The 15,744-nt window shown below is 60.6% G+C and carries 11 protein-coding genes and 1 pseudogene; 10 read left to right on the top strand and 2 right to left on the bottom strand.

Annotated features, from left to right (window positions below; genetic code table 11):
- Window positions 1-378: 378 nt before the first annotated feature.
- Complete coding sequence (locus J2045_RS09245; RefSeq protein ID WP_307371932.1) at window positions 379-1,419, top strand: glycoside hydrolase family 5 protein; 1,041 nt, start codon at window positions 379-381, stop codon at window positions 1,417-1,419.
- Window positions 1,420-1,531: 112 nt separating this feature from the next.
- Window positions 1,532-3,166: a GumC family protein gene (locus J2045_RS09240; protein ID WP_307371930.1), complete on the top strand. Its 1,635-nt coding sequence runs from the start codon at window positions 1,532-1,534 to the stop codon at window positions 3,164-3,166.
- A gap of 89 nt (window positions 3,167-3,255) precedes the next feature.
- On the opposite strand, the gene J2045_RS09235 is transcribed toward J2045_RS09240, so the two are convergent.
- Window positions 3,256-4,512 (bottom strand): glycerate kinase type-2 family protein, encoded by a 1,257-nt coding sequence (locus tag J2045_RS09235; protein ID WP_307371928.1) that lies wholly within the window; start codon window positions 4,510-4,512, stop codon window positions 3,256-3,258.
- Between the two features lie 138 nt (window positions 4,513-4,650).
- Window positions 4,651-4,812 (bottom strand): annotated as a pseudogene (locus J2045_RS09230) (aldehyde dehydrogenase family protein); the annotation flags it as partial.
- 59 nt (window positions 4,813-4,871) lie between these two features.
- Here J2045_RS09230 and J2045_RS09225 point away from each other — a divergent pair.
- The 8 genes from J2045_RS09225 (at window position 4,872) to J2045_RS09190 (ending at window position 15,699) form a co-directional block, all read left to right on the top strand.
- Window positions 4,872-5,474: a TetR/AcrR family transcriptional regulator gene (locus J2045_RS09225; RefSeq protein WP_307371926.1), complete on the top strand. Its 603-nt coding sequence runs from the start codon at window positions 4,872-4,874 to the stop codon at window positions 5,472-5,474.
- Between the two features lie 26 nt (window positions 5,475-5,500).
- On the top strand, window positions 5,501-6,652 hold the full coding sequence (locus tag J2045_RS09220; RefSeq protein WP_307371924.1) for an efflux RND transporter periplasmic adaptor subunit: 1,152 nt from the start codon (window positions 5,501-5,503) through the stop codon (window positions 6,650-6,652).
- Window positions 6,653-6,686: 34 nt separating this feature from the next.
- Window positions 6,687-9,758: an efflux RND transporter permease subunit gene (locus tag J2045_RS09215; protein ID WP_307371922.1), complete on the top strand. Its 3,072-nt coding sequence runs from the start codon at window positions 6,687-6,689 to the stop codon at window positions 9,756-9,758.
- A 553-nt stretch (window positions 9,759-10,311) separates the two neighbouring features.
- Window positions 10,312-11,910 carry an ABC transporter substrate-binding protein gene (locus J2045_RS09210; RefSeq protein ID WP_307371919.1) on the top strand — a complete coding sequence of 533 codons (1,599 nt, stop codon included), beginning with the start codon at window positions 10,312-10,314 and terminating at the stop codon, window positions 11,908-11,910.
- 162 nt (window positions 11,911-12,072) lie between these two features.
- Complete coding sequence (locus tag J2045_RS09205; RefSeq protein WP_102019044.1) at window positions 12,073-13,077, top strand: ABC transporter permease subunit; 1,005 nt, start codon at window positions 12,073-12,075, stop codon at window positions 13,075-13,077.
- Window positions 13,078-13,091: 14 nt separating this feature from the next.
- Window positions 13,092-14,000, top strand: coding sequence for an ABC transporter permease subunit (locus tag J2045_RS09200; RefSeq protein WP_102019045.1), 909 nt, complete (start codon window positions 13,092-13,094; stop codon window positions 13,998-14,000).
- Window positions 14,001-14,002: 2 nt separating this feature from the next.
- The gene (locus tag J2045_RS09195; protein WP_307371915.1) at window positions 14,003-14,851 is read left to right on the top strand and encodes an ABC transporter ATP-binding protein; all 849 of its coding nucleotides are present in this window, start codon (window positions 14,003-14,005) and stop codon (window positions 14,849-14,851) included.
- Window positions 14,848-15,699, top strand: coding sequence for a dipeptide ABC transporter ATP-binding protein (locus J2045_RS09190; RefSeq protein ID WP_307371912.1), 852 nt, complete (start codon window positions 14,848-14,850; stop codon window positions 15,697-15,699). Before J2045_RS09195 ends, J2045_RS09190 begins: the two co-directional genes overlap by 4 nt.
- Window positions 15,700-15,744 lie beyond the last annotated feature (45 nt).

Genomic DNA, 15,744 nt, shown 5'->3' with positions numbered 1-15,744 from the left:
CGAAACCGAGCGTCGAGCATTTCGCAATGTTCGTCCGGGGCTACGTCTCATTGCAGGCTGCAGATCATGAGAACTCGACGTTCTCCAAGACTTGTCACTTTATCCGTTCCGCTTTTCCATTGTATGACGGTGTCGCCAGCTGGTTGACTGTCGTGTTGCCATGTAGGTTGTTGGACATGTTTCAGTTGCACACACGTGATGGTGGGGAGGCTTGAGTGAGCGCCGGTCACTGGGCCGGGTCTTCCCGCTGGTCCTGCTCTGGGGCTGTTGCAACTTCGTATGCTGAGTTACACACATCAAATCAACGCGTTTCAGGCAGCTCGTGAGGCAGAATCTGGGATGAACGCCTCCGTGATGATGATGGCAGGACTTAGACGCATGCTTCTCTGCAGCAGTCTAGCGTCACTGATCGCCGCTCCCGGGCAGGCTGGTCCTGCCGACCTCTGTTTTCGAGGGCTAAATATTTCGGGTGCCGAGTATGGCGAGATCGACGGTGTCGAAGGGGTGAACTTCATCTACCCTTCCGCTGCAACGGTTTCCTACTTTGCCGGCAAGGGCTTCGACACCGTGCGTTTGCCGTTCAAGTGGGAACGCCTTCAGCCGTTCCTCGGCGAAGCCTTCCAGCGCGACGAGCTGGAGCGTCTGAAGGCGAGTGTCGCAAGTCTGAGGGCTAAGGGCTTCACCGTTATTCTTGATCCGCACAACTACGCCTATTACTCGGGCCACAAGATCGGTTCACCGGAAGTCTCCGCCCGACAGTTCGTGCAATTCTGGATCCGGCTGGCCGCCGAGTTCGCGAACGAGGATGGCATCGCGTTCGGGCTGATGAACGAGCCGCATGACGTTGCCCCCTCCGTGTGGCTTGATGCAGCGAACCAGGCGATTGCCGGCATTCGTGCGGTGGGCGCACGCAATCTCGTTCTCGTACCCGGGACCCACTGGAGCGGTGTCGTCACCTGGGGCGAGGATTTCGGTCGCGGTTCGAACGCCAGCGTGATGCTCGGTGTCATCGATCCGATCGACAACTTTGCCTTCGAAGTGCACCAGTACATGGACAAGGACCTGTCTGGCACGAACGAGGCTTGCGTGAATGCGGACCTCGCCGTTGATGGTATGGTCAAGCTGTCCGAATGGCTGCGAAGCCATGGTAAGCAGGCCTTTCTCGGTGAGTTTGGTGGATCCAAGGATCCGCAATGTCTCGAAGGTTTGAAACGCATGACAGACCAGATGGCCAAGGATTCCGATGTCTGGCTTGGCTGGACCTATTGGGCCGGCGGCGACTGGTGGTCTGAAGAGGAAGGCAACAATATCCAGCCGACGGCGCAGGGCGACCGCGCACAGCTCTCCGTTCTACTTCCCGCGCTTGAGCCGGCTTCCCCAGATCCCGGTTCCTGCGTGCGTATTCCGCCTGCGGGCTAAGACTTAATTAACCGTAAATACTCATAGTTCGGCAAGAAACGGGCGTCTCGCGGACCTCCGCGGGACCTCTGCATGCATGGGCAAGACAATCGTGAAGGATTCAATCCAAGGGATGGCCGAATTCATTTCCCGACACCGTGACACGGTCGCGCCGTCCATGTCCCAGGTCGGTGGGGCATCTGTCAGCTTGCGTCGCTATCTCGACACGACCCTCGAAGAGGAGGGCAGCCCAGATCGCCGCGCTCGCCGCCCGCTGACCATGGACGACATCGAGCGGCGCACCCGGGAGCGGTTCGGATGGCACGATGCGGACGAGACTGAAGCCGGTGAGAATGAGCCCCGCCTATCTGCTCGCGATACCTTGCCCGTCGATCGCCCGACCGTGTCAGAGCGTGTGGATGCCAGTTCCGGTGAGCCGCCTGTCATCGACCTGAAATTCGTCGCGCTTGCCGCGTGGAAACATCGCAAGGCCGTGCTTGCGGCCGCGCTTGTCTGCGCCCTTCTCGGCGGTGTGATGACGACACTTCTGGCCAAGCGCTACAGCGCGACCGCGACACTCTATTTCGATCCGCAGAAGCTCGCGATCGAGCTCGTGGAAAGCGACAGGCCCACGTCGCCGGAAGTGCTCAATGCCACGATCGACAGCCAGACCCAGATCATCACCTCGCGCACCGTTCTGGAGACGGTTGCCACCAATCTGAAGCTCACGGCGGATCCCGAATTCCTCGGCCGGCCTTCCGACAATGCCGCAATCGATATGAACAGGGTCATTTCCGGTTTGCAGAAACAGGTCGTGGTGTCGCGTCAGGAAGGCACCTTCATCTTCCAGGTCAAGGTGACGACTGCAGAGGCGGATAAGTCGGCGGCGATCGCGAACGCCCTCGTTGCTGCCTATCTCAAGGATAGCCGCGTCAACGCCGAAGATAGCTTCGGCAGCGTCAATACGAGCCTGGTCAACCAGCTGACCGAGCTTCGCAAGGCTGTCATCGCCGCCGAGGCCGAGGTTCGCGACTTCACGTCGAAAAACGACCTCTTTGCCGTGGGGGGCGACCAGATTGCGGACAAGCGTCTGCAGTCCCTTGATGACCTTCTCGTCGCGGCGCAGCAGAAGATCATCGAGGCCAAGGCGCAACTCGACACCGTGTCACGGCTCGACATCAACGATGTGCTCGTGGGTGACGCGGCAGCCTCCCGGACGCTTGGAGATCTGCGGAACCAGTATGCGAGCCTCTCTGCCAATGTGAGCAGCCTGACGGAGCGTCTCGGCCCGCGGCATCCTCAGTTGCAGTCGGCCAAGGCCTCGTTGACGGATATCGAGCGTCAGATCCGTCTGGAACTGGAGCGCATGGTGGTTGCAGCCCGCAGCGCCTACGAATCGGCCCAGAAGGAAGAAGCCGACCTGCTCAAGGAACTCAATGTTCAGAAGGCATCGCAGGCCACCAGCTCGACAGCGCTCATCGAACTCAGCGAGCTCGAGCGCAAGGCCAAGGCCGCGCGCGACGTCTACGAGGCAGTGCTCAAGCGCAGCGAGGAAACAGCGGCCGAAATGAGCCTCTATTCCAGTAATGTCCGCATCGTCGCCGAGGCCTTCCCGCCCCAGGTGCCCGATGGCCCTGGCCGAAAGGTGCTGCTCGTGGCCGGCACCTTCGGTGGTGGGCTCTTTGGCCTTGGCCTGGGGATTTTTGCGGCGGCGGCTTTCGCCCTCTACCGGCAGGTCAAAACGCGGTCGCAATCCTTCGGCGCTTAGCGAGACCTATCTTTCGCTCGCGGCCTCACTGATGGCGCCGCTTCGGTCCGCAAATCGTTCCCGGCGCTGTCGATCCGTCCTTCTGAGCGTTACTCGATGACTATGGCCCTGAAATCGTTCACGTTCGTGCCGGTTGGCCCGGTTATGAACAGGTCGCCGATCGCTTCGAAGCCGCTATAGCTGTCGTTTTCCATGAGGAGTCTGCGCCCGTCGAAGCCTTTTGCCGTGAGACGCCGGATCGTCTCGCCGTCGACGAAGGCACCGGCATGGTCTCCAACACCATCGATGCCGTCCGTATCGGCAGCAAGAGCCGTGACCGGCAAGCCGGCACTCGCCGTTGCAAAAGCCAATGCGAACTCGCTGTTGCGTCCGCCGCGTCCGCCCTTGCCGCGCAGTGTCACAGTGGTTTCTCCGCCGGACAACAGAACAGCTGGTGTTTGGAACGGGCGTCCACGACTGACGATTTCGCGTGCTATAGCTGCATGGACGAAACCGACGTCCCGGCTTTCTCCTTCGACCGAATCCGACAGGATATGGGCTTCAAAACCGTGATCGCGCGCCACTTTCGCGGCAGCTTCAAGGGAGACGCTGGCGGACGCGATGACCCGATGTGTATTGCGGGCGAAGGCGGGATCCTCCGGGACTGGTGCGTCGGCGGCTGGTGATGCCAAATGCGCGAGCATCTTTGGCGTGAGTGGAAGCCGATAGTTGTCCACGATCGCCAGTGCGTCATAGCGTGTCGTGGGATCCGGAACGGTTGGGCCCGATGCGACAAAGGCTGGATTGTCGCCGGGAATATCCGATACGATCAAGCTTGCCACCCTTGCTCGCGTCGCAAGCGCGAGGCGGCCTCCCTTGATGGTAGAGAAATGCTTGCGCAGCACGTTCATGGCGGAGATCGGCGCGCCGGACGCAAGGAGTATCTGGTTCAAGGCGATTTCATCATCGAGGGCAAAGCCCGCAGGAGGGGCGGGCAGGAGCGCCGAGCCCCCGCCGGAAATCAAGGCAATGACGAGGTCGTCCGGACTGAGAACTGAAACGAGCTCAAGCAGGCGTTGAGAAGCCGCAAGTCCAGCTGCATCGGGAACCGGATGTGAAGCCTCGACCACTTCGATGGAGCGGGTTTGACATGCATACCCGTAGCGGGTGACGACGAGCCCCTCGAGTGGCCCCTGCCAGACCGTTTCGAGCGCTGCCGCCATTTGGGCTGCGCCCTTGCCGGCACCGACCACGACGGTGCGTCCGCCTGCCGGCTGCTTTGGCAGATGGGCTCGAATCCCGACGAGGGGATCCGCCGCGTCCACCGCAGCGCTAAACAGTTTCTCCAGCAGTTCGCGATGCTTCATCGTGCCATCGTCCTGGTCTCATCATGAGGGTTAAAGATGCCAAGGCCTATCCTAGCCGCAGGCTGCTCCCCCCATCCTTTATAGAGGAGCCTTGTCCGCTGAGGAATGACACATGCAACTGCTGGAGGCTATTTGCTGGGCAAGTCCCAGCGCGGTCAGCGGCGTCAGCTCCGCAGGTTTCAGCACCATTGTCGAGCCGGCCGCCAGTGCGGGAGCAGACTTCCACGAAGCCATGAGAAGAGGAAAGTTCCACGTGGTGAGCGCACCTGCCACTCCTACGGGTTCCGGCTGCGCGCTTGACTCCTGATGCCTGAATAGTTACGACTGATGAAATTCATTTTTCGTCAGTCGTAACAATCATGATCCAGAACGCTCTATCATCAGTCGACACTGCGGACACCGCCACGCGCATTCTTGAGGCTGCGGAGGCGCAGTTTCGCCATTACGGCTACAGCAAGACAACGGTTGCCGATGTCGCGAAGGCACTCGGCATGTCGCCGGCAAACATCTATCGCTTCTTCGCCTCGAAGGCGGAGCTGTTGGAAGGGGTTTGTGCGCGCCTTCTCGGACAAAGTCAGAAACTCGCCGAGGACTGTGCCGCCTTGCCTCTGAGTGCCGAGGAGCGACTACGGCAATACACAATGGCCCAGTTTCAGTTCACCGTGACAACCATGATGGACGAACGTAGGGTTCACGAGATGGCCGTGGCTGCGATCGAGCAGAGTTGGGGCGTCATCGACCGGCATATCGACGAAATCCAAGCGATCCTTGCCCGAATCATTGCCGAGGGCATGGAGGCCGGTGAGTTCACAAAAGGTGACCCAGCGCATGCCGCCCGCTGTTTCGGTGCTGCGACTTCACCGCTGCATCACCCGCAGATGGTCGCGCAATGCATCGGCAAGGACAACCGGGCGCAGCCCGAAGATCTGACTGAATTCGCCATCCGAGCCCTCAAAGCCTGACACGCCCCGCCGGGGAGGAAGCTATTATGTCCGCCACTGTCCGTCTTTCGAAGATCGCACTGCCGCTGCTGTTCGTCCTTGGCCTTTCAGCCTGCACCGAAGGAGGGGCCGAGGTCGTTGAGGAACCCGATCTTCGCCCCGTGAAGGTGATTGAGGTCGAGGCACCGTCGACCGCGCGCGAACTGCGCTATTCCGGCACCGTCAAGGCCCGCAGCGAAGCTGCTGCCGGCTTCCGTGTCGCGGGTAAGATCATCGAGCGCCATGTCGATATCGGTGATCGTGTTGCCCCGGGTGATTTGCTTGCCCGTATCGACGTCACAGACTATCAACTTCAGGTTCGAAGTGCAGAAGCGAGCCTGGCTGCCGCCGAGCGTCAACTCGAGACGGCGGATTTCGCCTTGAAGCGTGCGGATGCCCTCTACCGGCAACAGGTCACGACCAAGGCCCAGCTTGAACAGGCCCAGCTTAGCTTCAACCAAGCCCTCGCCACCCGCGACAGCCAGCGCTCCTCGCTGGAACAGGCCCGAAACCAGGTGGCCTATGGTGAATTGAAGGCCGACAAGCCCGGTATCGTGACCACGATCAGTGCTGATGCCGGCCAGGTCGTTGCCGCCGGAAGTCCGGTCGTTACCGTTGCTGCTGATGGCGAGAAGGAGGTCCTGATTGCAGTTCCGGAAAACGAGATCTTTGCCTTCTCACCGGGCAAGGATGTCGATGTCGGTTTCTGGTCAAAGGACGGTCTGACCCTGAAGGGTACCGTGCGTGAGGTCGCAGGGAGTGCCGATGCCACGTCACGAACCTTTGCCGTCCGGATCGCGCTGCCAGATGATGCTGCGGTCCTGCTCGGCATGACGGCGCGAGTCACGGCAATGGCGCCTTCCGACAAGAGCCTGTTCGAACTGCCGCTTTCTGCCCTGACCCGAGATGCGGCAAAGCAGACCATCGTCTGGACCGTCGATAGGATCAACGCCACCGTTCATGCGCGCCCCGTGACCATCGACACCTTCTCGGATAGCGGGATCGAGGTTTCGGCTGGACTGAATGCGGGCGATCTTGTGGTCGTGGCCGGGACCCAGTTCATGGCGGAAGACTTGAAGGTGAAACTTGACGACGCGGCATTGTCGCGCGCAGCTGTCGCCGATCCCTCGTCTGTTGCGCCTGCCGCCGCCACCCGTTGAGCCCCAGGCCCCTCATCGTCGAGATCAGAACATCATGACCAATTCTCCTGCCGACCCGGGCTCTTTCAACCTGTCCCGTTGGGCGATCGGCCATCCTAGCATCGCTCGCTTCCTGTTCGGCCTTATCATCCTCACCGGTCTCTTCGGCCTCATGCGGATGGGGCAGAAAGAGGATCCCGATTTCACCTTCCGTGTCATGGTTGTCCAGGCCTTCTGGCCCGGTGCATCGCTGGCCGACATGCAGGACCAGGTCGTCAACAAGATCGAGCGCAAGCTGCAGGAGACGCCCCATCTCGACTGGGTCAAGTCCTATACGCGGCCGGGCTCCGCCATCATCACCCTTCAGGTCAAGGGCAATACCGATGCGGCTGATGTTGCGGATGCCTTCTACCAGGTGCGCAAGAAGGTTGGCGATATCGAGAATGAACTGCCTGAAGGCCTGCTTGGGCCCTATTTCAACGACGAGTTCGGCGATACCTACATAACGCTTCATGCGCTGACAGGGGACGGCTACAGCTATCCTGAACTGAAGCAATACGCGATCCAGGCGCGCGACGTGCTTCTCTCTACGGAAGGGGTCGAAAAGGCGGTCATCCTGGGTGATCAGCCGCAGAAGATCTTCATCGAGGTATCCTCCAAGGCACTCGCCGAGCGTGGCCTGACATTTGCGGACCTGCAAAATGCACTGTCCGGGCAGAACGCCATCGATGCTACGGGGGTGATTGACACTGGGTCCCGTTCGGTGCGCATTTCCGTCGACGGCGGCTTTTCTGCTGCCGACGACATCCGCGAGCTCAGGCTCAATTCCGGCAGCCAGGTGACCCGCCTCGGCGATATCGCGACCATCACAGAGGGGCTAGAAGATCCCTATCAGCGCAAGTTCCGCTTCAACGGAAAGGATTCCGTGCAGGTCGGGGTGGTCATGGCGCAGGGCTTCAAGGTTACCGATGTCGGCCGCTCCGTGCAGGAAACGCTCAATCGCTTTGAAGCGACACTGCCGATTGGTCTCGAAGTGTCGCAGATCTCCAACCAGCCGGAAGTGGTTCGCGAGGCGATCGGCGAGTTCATGAAGGCGCTTGGCGAGGCCCTGCTGATCGTGCTCGTTGTCTCTTTCGTGTCCATCGGTTGGCGCTCGGGTCTTGTTATTGCGATCGCCATTCCATTGGTTCTCGCTGCCACATTCGCCGTGATGTACGAGTTCGGGCTCGACCTGCAGCGGATCTCGCTGGGTGCCTTGATCATCGCGCTGGGCCTGTTGGTGGATGACGCGATGATCGTCGTCGAGATGATGGAACGAAAGCTGGAGGAGGGGCTCGACAAGCTGGATGCCGCGAGCTTCGCGTATTCCTCGACCGCCTTCCCGATGCTGACCGGCACGCTGATCACGACCGCCGGCTTCATCCCCGTCGGCTTTGCCGAATCCACTGCCGGTGAGTATGTTCGATCACTCTTCTATGTCGTCGGCATATCGCTGATCATTTCGTGGTTCGTTGCGGTTTATTTTACGCCGTGGCTCGGCTACATGCTTCTGAAGCAGCGTCATCACGGGGGCAGCCATCAGGACGTCTTCGACACAGCCTTCTACCGGCGTTTGCGGTCGATCGTTTCCTGGGCAGTCAAGCACCGGATCATCGTCATCTCGTCGACCCTCGTTGTTTTCGTGATCAGCCTCTGGTCCTTCCAGTTCATTCCGAAGAACTTCTTTCCGCAATCGTCTCGGCCCGAGATTCTTGTCGACATGTGGTTGCCTGAAGGCACCTCGATCAAGGAGGTCGAGGCCGAAGCAAAACGTCTGGAGGCGACACTCCTGACAGACGAAGATCAGCGGTTTGTTGCGACTTATGTCGGGGAGGGCGCACCCCGCTTCTTCCTGCCGCTCGACCAGCAGCTCCGCAATCCCAACTACGCGCAGCTTCTTGTGATGGCGAAGGATGAAGATGCCCGCGAGCGCCTGATCACCAAGCTTCGTCTGACGCTCGCCGAGGACTTCCCCTCCGTGCGCGGCAAGGTCGATCGCCTGTTCCTGGGGCCTCCTACCGGTTGGGCAGTCCAGATGCGCGTGAGTGGACCGGAGCGAGATGAGGTGCGCCGCATCGCGGATCAGGTGAAGGCGCGTTTCAACCAGAACACGCTTCTCCAGGCCGTGCACGACGACTGGCTCGAGCCGGTTCCGGCGATGACACTCGTGGTGGATCAGGATCGCGCGCGTGCGCTCGGCGTCTCCTCGCAGCGCCTGCGCCAGATGTTGCAGGCGACGATGAGCGGGGCTCCGCTCGCCGATGTCCGGGCCGGAGAAGAAACGATTTCGATCGTTGCCCGGGAACCTGAGGAAAGCCGCAGGCTTCTCACGGCGGTCAACTCGATCTATGTGCCGACGGATCTCGGCGCGTTCATCCCGCTGTCGCAGATCGCCAAGGTTGTTCCGACGCTGGAGCAGGGGATCGAATGGCGCCGGAATCGCCTGCCCACGATCTCCGTTCGCGCAACCGTGCCTGATGACGTTCAATCGAACGACGTCACGCTGAAGATGTTCGAGGAGATGAGGCCGCTCAGGGACAGCCTGCCGGCAGGGTACTCGATCGAGATCCAGGGTGGTGCGGAAGACAGTGCCGAAAGTCAGAATTCGATTGCCGCCAAGGCACCGATCATGCTGCTCGTCATTGTTGTCCTGCTGATGATCCAGCTGAAACATTTCGGCAAGGCGATGCTGGTGCTCGCCACAGGCCCGCTGGGCATTATCGGTGCTGCTGCGGCACTCCTGATCTCCGGTGCGCCCTTCGGATTCGTCGCCATCCTCGGTGTCATCGCGCTTCTCGGCATCATCATCCGCAATTCGATCATTCTGATCGACCAGATCGATCAGGATATCGAGGCCGGCATGGAAAGGCGCGAAGCGATCATCGGCTCTGCGGTCCGGCGTTTTCGACCGATCATGCTGACGGCACTGACTGCGGTGCTCGCACTGATCCCGATTTCGCGCGGTATTTTCTGGGGGCCGCTTGCCTATGCGATGATGGGTGGAATTCTTGTCGCGACCGTCCTGACGATCCTCGTCTTGCCGGCCGCCTATGCCTTGTTCTTCGGTCGCTCTCCCCACAAAGCGTGACCGAGTGGGAGGAGGAGGGGATCCCCAAGCCTCTTCTCCTCTCTTCCTTTTCTGCCCTTGTTCTCCGCCTGATGTCTCTTGATCCGTGTTTGCTGTTTCTATTTTTTGACTGATTGATAAAATTTTCCGACCTTGCTAGACAGCGTCCGCACGCCGCAAAACTGTTTTCTGTTTGCGACGCAGCATCAGTCGAGGTGCTGATTCTGCTGATTTATGCAAAATCTCTAATTTTCAATAGATTGGCCAGAGAGACGTTCTAGTGGCAGAATTTTCGCGCTGACTTTATGCAAATATGGCGAAAACCAGACCAATTCTGTGACCGAATTGAGCCGAATCTCTCTTTACAACGTTTCCGAAGGCGATATGACACTGCAACAGTGATCGCACGGATGCTTTTTACCGCTTGTCAAAATACGACGCCGGCCGGAAGCCTCTTCAGATTGCCGGAAGATCGGTTGAAAGCCGACCTTCTCAAAACACGGGCGCGATCCACGCGCCGCGGGACCAAAAGAACCGGCGAGGACGGTCGTCCTTCGCCTTTGGGAGACTGCTCATGAAAACCAAGTTCGCACTTGCCGCCGCAGCACTTGCCGCGGCCACCTTCCTGTCGGGCGCTGCCAGCGCCAAGACCTTCGTTTACTGCTCGGAAGGTTCGCCTGAGGGCTTCGACCCCGGCATGTACACCGCCGGCACCACCTTCGATGCCTCTGCGCATCCGATCTACAGCCGCCTTATGGAATTCAAGCCCGGCACGACCGAAGCTGAAGCCGGCCTGGCTGAGAGCTATGAAGTCAACGCTGAAGGCACCGAATACACCTTCAAGCTGCGTTCGGGCGTCAAGTTCCACACCACCGAGTTCTTCACCCCGTCGCGCGAATTCAACGCTGACGACGTCGTGTTCTCGCTGGAGCGCCAGCTGAAGGCTGATCATCCGTGGAACCAGTATGTTGCTGGCACCTCCTGGGAATATGCCGCAGGGATGGGCTTCCCCGAGCTGATCAAGTCGATCGAAAAGGTCGACGACATGACGGTCAAGATCACGCTCAACAAGCCGGAAGCGCCGTTCCTCGCGAACCTCGCAATGCCGTTCGCATCGATCGTGTCGAAGGAATACGCCGACAAGCTCGAAGCTGAAGGCAAGAAGGAACAGCTGAACCAGATGCCGGTCGGCACGGGTCCGTTCTCCTTCGTTGGCTACCAGCAGGACGCCGTCATCCGCTACAAGAAGAACGCCGACTACTGGGGTGGCGCACCGAAGATCGACGATCTGGTCTTCGCGATCACCACGGACGCCGCCGTTCGTTACCAGAAGCTCAAGGCTGGCGAATGCCACCTGATGCCGTTCCCGAACGCTGCCGACGTCGAGACCATGAAGTCCGACCCGGCTCTGACGGTCATGGAGCAGGAAGGCCTGAACGTGGCTTACCTCGCCTACAACACGACCCAGGCTCCGTTCGACAAGCCGGAAGTCCGCAAGGCTCTGAACAAGGCGATCAACAAGGAAGCCATCGTCGACGCCGTATTCCAGGGCATGGCGACACCGGCTAAGAACCCGATCCCGCCGACAATGTGGTCCTACAACCAGTCCACCCAGGACGACGCATACGACCTGGATGCTGCCAAGAAGGAACTCGAAGCAGCTGGCGTCACCGGTCTGTCGATGAAGATCTGGGCCATGCCGGTTTCGCGTCCGTACATGCTGAACGCACGTCGCGCCGCTGAAATCATGCAGGACGACTTCGCCAAGATCGGCGTCACTGTCGAGATCGTTTCCTACGAATGGGCCGAATACCTCGACCGTTCGAAGGCCAAGGATCGTGACGGCGCCGTCATGCTCGGCTGGACCGGCGACAATGGCGACCCGGACAACTTCCTCGACACGCTGCTCGGCTGCGAAGCTGTTGGCGGCAACAACCGCGCTCAGTGGTGCAACGAGGAGTTCAACGCCCTGGTGAAGAAGGCCAAGGTCACCTCTGACCAGGCCGAGCGCACCAAGCTCTACGAAGAAGCACAGGTCGTCTTCAAGCGCGAAGCGCCTTGGGCCACGATCGACCATTCTCTCTCGATCGTCCCGATGCGCAAGGAAGTCTCTGGCTTCGTCCAGAGCCCGCTTGGCGACTTCACCTTCGAAAACGTCGACATCGCCGAGTAATCGAAACACGCAATCTTTCGCCGCGGGCCTTGGCCCGCGGCGTTTGTCGTTGATGCAAGACCAATCTCGCGTCATGCTCGAAAGCTCAGGTGAAGCATTTCGGGTAACCATAGACGGCCTTGGTGCCGTGGTTCGACCTCCCTTAAACAACAGGTCTCACACATGTTTGGCTTTCTCCTGCGACGGCTCGCCGTCTTGATCCCGACCTTTATCGGCGTCTCGATCATTGCCTTCGCCTTCATCCGGCTTCTGCCGGGCGATCCGGTCGCGCTGCTGTCTGGCGAGCGCGTCATGTCGCCCGAGCGCCACGCGCAGATCAGCGCCCAGCTTGGCCTCGACCGTCCGCTCGTGGTCCAGTATTTCGATTATCTCGGCGGCGTCCTGACCGGTGACTTCGGCACTTCGATCGTCTCGAAGAGCCCGATCATCGACCAGTTCTTCGCGCTGTTTCCGGCCACCGTTGAATTGTCGCTCTGTGCGATCCTGCTGGCTGTCGCGATCGGCGTTCCCGCCGGCATCATCGCCGCCATCAAGCGTGGCTCCGTCTTCGACCAGACCATGATGGGCATTGCCCTTGTCGGCTATTCCATGCCGATCTTCTGGTGGGGCCTTCTCTTGATGATCCTGTTCTCCGGCATCCTGCAATGGACACCGGTATCGGGCCGTATCTCGCTGATGTTCTTCTTCCCCCCGGTCACGGGCTTCATGCTGATCGACAGCCTGCTGTCGGGCCAGAAGGGTGCCTTCGGCTCGGCCGTCAGCCACCTGATCCTGCCCTCGATCGTGCTGGCCACCATCCCGCTTGCCGTCATCGCGCGCCAGACCCGCTCGGCCATGCTCGAGGTGCTCTCGGAAGATTATATCCGCACGGCACGGGCCAAGGGCCTTTCGCCCTTCCGCGTCGTCGGTCTGCATGCACTGCGCAACGCCATGATCCCGGTCATCACCACGATCGGTCTGCAGATCGGCGTCATGCTCGCAGGTGCCATCCTCACCGAGACGATCTTCTCCTGGCCGGGCATCGGCAAGTGGATGGTCGACAGTGTGTTCCGCCGTGACTACCCGGTCATCCAGGGAGGCCTCCTCCTGATTGCCGGCATCATCATGGTCGTGAACCTCATCGTCGACCTGCTCTACGGCCTGATCAACCCGCGCATCCGCCACTAGAAGGATAAAGTCCCATGGCAGAGACACCAACCAGCCAGCCGGTTTCGAGCGCTCAGATGCGCCGCCAGATGCTGGCCGAATTCTGGTTCTACTTCTCCGAAAACCGCGGTGCCGTGATCGGCCTCGTCGTCTTCGTTGCCCTCGTGCTGATCGCCGTCTTCGCCGACGTGATCGCACCCCATTCGCCCTTCGAGCAGTATCGTGAAGCGGTTCTGCTTCCGCCGGCCTGGCTCGAGGGCGGCAATTGGAGCTTCGTTCTCGGCACCGATCCGGTCGGCCGCGACATTCTCTCGCGCCTGATCTACGGGTCCCAGTACTCGCTCTTCATCGGCGTCTTCGTCACCACGCTGTCGCTGACGACAGGCATCGCGATCGGCGTCATCGCCGGCTACTACGGTGGCTGGCTCGACACGGCGATCATGCGCCTGATGGATATCATCCTGGCCTTCCCGTCGTTGCTGCTGGCACTTGTGCTAGTCGCGATCCTCGGCCCCGGCCTGACCAACGGCATGATCGCGATCGCACTCGTCCTTCAGCCGCATTTCGTCCGCCTGACCCGCGCTGCGGTGATGTCGGAAAAGACGCGTGACTATGTGACGGCGGCACGACTTGCCGGTGCAAGCCCGCTTCGTCTGATGTTCAAGACGATCCTGCCGAACTGCATGGCTCCGCTGATCGTTCAGGCGACGCTCTCCTTCTCCAACGCCATCCTCGATGCAGCCGCCCTCGGCTTCCTCGGCATGGGCGCCCAGCCGCCGGCTCCGGAATGGGGCACAATGCTCGCCGAAGCCCGCGAGTTCATCCTGCGCGCCTGGTGGGTCGTCACCTTCCCGGGTCTTGCCATCCTGATCACCGTTCTCGCCATCAACCTCATGGGTGACGGCCTGCGCGATGCGCTCGATCCCAAGCTGAAGAGGTCCTGATCATGGCACTTCTCGATATCCAGAACCTCACCGTCCAGTTCGAGACGGCCAGCGGTTGGTTCAAGGCGGTCGACGGCGTTTCGCTGTCGGTCGAGCCGGGCGAAGTTCTCGCCATCGTCGGCGAAAGCGGCTCCGGCAAGTCGGTCGCCATGCTCGCGGTCATGGGCCTTCTGCCCTGGACGGCGAAGATCACCGCCGACAAGATGGAATTCCAGGGGCGCGACATCCAGAAGATCTCGGCCGCCGAACGGCGCAAGCTGATCGGCAAGGATGTCGCCATGATCTTCCAGGAGCCGGTCGCTAGCCTCAATCCTTGCTTCACCGTCGGCTTCCAGATCGAGGAAGTCCTGCGCTTGCACATGGGCCTCGGCAAGAAGGAGCGCCACGAGCGCGCCATCGAGCTGTTCAAGCTGGTCGGTCTGCCCGATCCGGCGGAGCGCCTCAACCACTTCCCGCACCAGATGTCGGGTGGTCAGTGCCAGCGCGTGATGATCGCGATCGCGATCGCCTGCAATCCGAAGCTCCTGATCGCCGACGAACCGACGACCGCGCTCGATGTGACGATCCAGAAGCAGATCCTCGATCTGTTGATGAAGCTCCAGGCCGAGACCGGCATGGGCCTCATCATGATCACCCACGACATGGGCGTAGTGGCCGAGACCGCCGACCGCGTCATCGTCCAGTACAAGGGCCGGAAGATGGAGGAAGCCGACGTGCTCTCGCTCTTCGAAAACCCGAAGAACCCCTACACCCGCGCGCTGCTTTCCGCACTTCCGGAAAACGCCACCGGCGACCGCCTGACCACGGTCTCCGACTTCCTGGCCGCCGCTGAAACGGGAGGTGCCGCATGACCGCCGCAACCCAAACCCCGATGCTTGAGATCCGCGATATCAAGCGCGACTACCGCGTGCCGCAGGGCATGTTCAAGCAGGACAAGATCGTCCATGCGGTCAAGGGCGTGTCCTTCAAGCTCGACAAGGGCAAGACACTCGCCATCGTCGGCGAAAGCGGCTGCGGCAAGTCGACCCTTGCCCGCATCCTGACCTTCATCGACGAACCGACGGCGGGTGAACTGCTGATCGACGGCCAGAAGGTCGATACCCGTCCGGGCCATCTGACAGCCGACATGCGCCAGAAGGTGCAGATCGTCTTCCAGAACCCCTATGGCTCGCTCAACCCGCGCCAGAAGATCGGTGATGTGCTCGGCGAACCGCTGCTCATCAACACCAAGATGAGCGCTGCAGAACGGCGCGAACGGGCAACCGAAATGCTGGTCAAGGTCGGCCTCGGTCCGGAGCACTACAACCGCTATCCGCACATGTTCTCCGGCGGCCAGCGCCAGCGCATCGCCATCGCCCGCGCCCTGATGCTCAATCCGAAGCTTCTGGTTCTCGACGAGCCTGTGTCTGCACTCGATCTCTCGGTCCAGGCCCAGGTCTTGAACCTGCTCGCCGACCTGCAGGAAGAGTTTGGCCTCACTTACGTCTTCATCAGCCATGACCTCTCGGTTGTTCGCTACATCGCCGACGAGGTGATGGTGATGTATTACGGTGAGGCCGTCGAATACGGCACGCGGGATGCGGTGTTCTCCGACCCGCAGCACGAATATACCCGCACGCTGTTCACAGCGACGCCGCGTGCAGACGTGGAATCGATCCGCGCCCGCATGGCAAAGCGCAAGCTGGTCGTATCAGGCTGACTGAAATGAAAAGGCCGGAGGGAGCGTCTTCGAGACGGCTCCCTC

Origin of the sequence: Peteryoungia aggregata LMG 23059 (genome assembly GCF_030814435.1) — a bacterium.
GTDB lineage: Bacteria > Pseudomonadota > Alphaproteobacteria > Rhizobiales > Rhizobiaceae > Allorhizobium > Allorhizobium aggregatum.
The sequence above is the reverse complement of the archived record's forward strand: the minus strand, read 5'-3'. Positions and strand labels throughout refer to the sequence as shown.